This window comes from Vulcanococcus sp. DEBay_Sum29NL08_54, assembly GCF_017859255.1.
Lineage (GTDB): Bacteria > Cyanobacteriota > Cyanobacteriia > PCC-6307 > Cyanobiaceae > Vulcanococcus.
Genome location: NZ_JAFMNJ010000073.1, coordinates 1 through 3,288 on the forward strand (window position 1 = coordinate 1; position 3,288 = coordinate 3,288).

2 protein-coding genes are annotated in these 3,288 nt (G+C 60.9%); both read left to right on the plus strand.

Translation table 11 applies throughout. The features are described 5' to 3' along the window. Positions 1-1,230 (plus strand): ABC transporter ATP-binding protein (locus tag QZ186_RS11545; protein ID WP_296416983.1); only part of this gene is annotated, 1,230 nt, incomplete at its 5' end. Beyond that, on the plus strand, positions 1,227-3,288 hold a 2,062-nt coding region (locus tag QZ186_RS11550; protein ID WP_296416985.1), incomplete at its 3' end, for an ATP-dependent helicase. The genes QZ186_RS11545 and QZ186_RS11550, both read left to right, overlap by 4 nt.

Below are 3,288 nucleotides of genomic sequence, written 5' to 3' on the forward strand. Positions count from 1 at the left end.
CCCAGGCTCCGCCATGGCTTCCGGCAAAAGATGCGGCTCGAGGCTGAATCTGCGAACATTCTGTTTGAGTCCCTGGGATCGATCCGAGATATTCAACTCAGTGGATCTGAGCCCTATTTCGAGCGGCAGTTTCAGGTGTCCGGTGAGAGGGCACGCCGCTACGCCTGGATGACTGAGTGGCTTCCCGATCTGCCTCGCGGCTTGATCGAGCCCTTTGGAATCACGATGATTTTCGCGGTGGGGGCGATGCCCGCCCTCCTGAGCGGGAATCAGAACGAGGTGAGGGCGATCTTGCCCTTCCTGGCCACCATCGCCGTTGCGGCACTCCGCCTCACGCCACCCCTCCAAGACGCGTTCCGCTCGCTGACCCAACTGCGTGGTGGACTGCCCCTTCTGGATGGGGCATTGGCACTGCTTGATTTGCCGGCGGACAGGCCAACCCAGCGCACTCCCGGGGTCCCCTCAGCGGCAGGGGTCTTCCCGCGCAACACGATTCGCCTTCACGACGTCTGGTATCGCTACCCCCATTCCGACGACTGGGTGCTGAAGGGCGTCAATCTCTCCATCCCAGTGGGCTCAAGGATTGCCCTGGTCGGGAGCACCGGAAGTGGCAAAACCACAACGGCCAACATCCTTCTGGGCTTGCTTCATCCCAGCCGCGGTGCCTTGGACCTCGACGGGATCCCGGTGGAAGGTCTCGATGTGCCGGCCTGGCAGGCCAACTGTGCCCAGGTGCCCCAGTCAATCAATTTGCTCAATGGCAGCGTTCTGGAGAACGTCGCCTTTGGTGAGGCGGTCGAGCAGGTGAAATCCGATCGCGTTTGGGAAGCGCTGGAAGCGGCTCAGCTTCAGGAGTTTGTGGCCGAGTTGCCCTATGGCCTTCACACCCAGGTCGGAGAGAACGGCTTACGTCTCTCCGGTGGTCAACGTCAGCGCCTGGCCCTGGCGCGTGCCTTCTATCGCCAGGCCAGTTTCTTGGTGCTGGATGAGGCGACCAGCGCCTTGGATAACCGTACGGAGTCCGAGGTGATTGAAGCGCTTGAGGTGATCGGCCGCCGCTGCACCACGGTCGTGATTGCCCACAGGCTCAGCACGGTTCAGCGCTGTGATCGGATCTATGAGTTCCAGAACGGCAGCGTTAAGGCCTACGGCAGCTACACCGAACTGAAGGAACGTTCCGACAGCTTCCGTGAGTTAGCGATGCTGGAGCAGCAGCAAGCGGCTTCATGAGCTTTCTGGCGGGTCTGAATGACGCCCAGCGCAAGGCGGTGGACCACCACGAAGGTCCATTGCTGGTGGTGGCTGGTGCGGGGAGCGGTAAGACCCGCGCCTTGACCCATCGCATTGCCCACATGATTGGGCAGCACGGCGTCGATCCGGCTGAGCTGCTGGCGGTCACCTTCACCAACAAGGCCGCGCGCGAGATGAAGGAGCGACTCGAGCTGCTCCTCGCCCAGAAGCTGGCCCAGAGCCAATTCGGACAGCCCTGGAGCACCTTGGCGGCTGTCGATCAGCGGCAACTGCGTTCGCGGATCTACCGCGAGGTCATCAAGGACCTCTGGATCGGTACGTTCCACGCCCTCTTTGCGCGCTTGCTGCGCTTTGACATCGACAAGTTCCGCGATCCAGAGGGGCTCACCTGGACTCGGCAGTTCTCGATCTACGACGAAGGGGATACCCAGAGCCTGGTCAAAGAGATCGTCACCCAGGAGCTGGGGCTCGACCCCAAACGCTTTGAGCCCAAGAAGGTTCGCTGGGCCATCAGCAACGCCAAGAACCAGGGCTGGATGCCGGAGCAGCTCGAGGCCGACGCGGGCGGGCAACGGGGCAAGTTGATGGCTGAAACCTATCGCCGCTATCGGCGTGCCTTAGCCGCGAACAACGCCCTGGACTTCGACGACCTGCTGCTCTTGCCAGTGCAGTTGCTGCGTCAGAACGACCAAGTCCGCAATTACTGGCATCGCCGCTTCCGGCACGTTCTGGTGGATGAATACCAGGACACCAACCGCACCCAGTACGACCTGATCAAGCTTCTGGTCACGGATGGACGCGATCCGGAATCCTTTGACGACTGGGCGGGTCGCTCGGTGTTTGTCGTCGGCGATGCCGACCAGAGCATCTACAGCTTCCGCGCTGCGGACTTCACCATCCTGATGGGTTTTCAGGATGACTTTGGTGATGGTGCGCCGGATGAGGCCACCCAGACCATGGTCAAGTTGGAGGAGAACTATCGCTCCACAGCCACCATTCTTGAAGCGGCGAATGTCCTGATTGCGAACAACAGCGAGCGGATCGACAAGGTCTTAAGGCCGACGCGTGGTGAAGGTGAACTGCTGACGTTGACCCGCTGCGATGACGAGATTGCTGAAGCCGAAGCGGTGGTTCACCGCATGCGAATGATGGATGCGGCCCATCCCGACTTGAGCTGGGGAGATATGGCTGTGCTGTATCGCACCAATGCTCAGTCCCGTGCGATGGAGGAATCCCTGGTGCGCTGGGGCATTCCCTACGTGGTTGTTGGTGGCTTGCGCTTCTATGACCGCCGCGAGATCAAAGACATGCTCGCGTATCTCAAATTGTTGGTGAACCCTGCCGACACGGTGAGCTTGCTGCGGGTCCTGAATACACCCAAGCGCGGTATCGGTAAGACCACGATTGAACGGCTGACGGATGCTGCCAATCAACTGGGGATTCCGCTTTGGGATGTCGTCAGCGATCCGGAGGCCGTGCGCTCCCTCGGCGGTCGTTCGGCGAAAGGACTGCTTCAGTTCTGTGAGTTGATCAACAACCTGAAGGATCGCTCCCAAGAGGCGGCTCCCTCGGAGTTGGTTCAGCTGGCGATGGAGAAAAGCGGTTATGTCGCTGAGCTGATCGCTGCGGGGACGGATGAGGCGGAGGACCGGCGCCGCAACCTCAACGAACTGGTCAATGCCGCACTCCAGTACCAAGAGGAAAACGAGGAGGGCTCCCTTGAAGACTTCCTGGCTTCAGCCGCTTTGGCGAGCGATGCCGACAGCAAGGACACCGAGCAGGACCGGGTGACTTTGATGACCCTGCACGCCAGCAAGGGTCTGGAATTCCCGGTGGTCTTCTTGGTGGGACTGGAGCAGGGTCTTTTCCCCAGCTATCGATCCCTGGAAGATCCAGCCGCCATGGAGGAGGAGCGGCGCCTTTGCTACGTCGGCATTACGCGGGCCAAAGAACGCTTGTTCCTCTCCCATGCCAGCGAGCGACGCCTATGGGGCGGCATGCGGGAGCCAGCTGTCCCGTCGATCTTCCTGTCAGAAC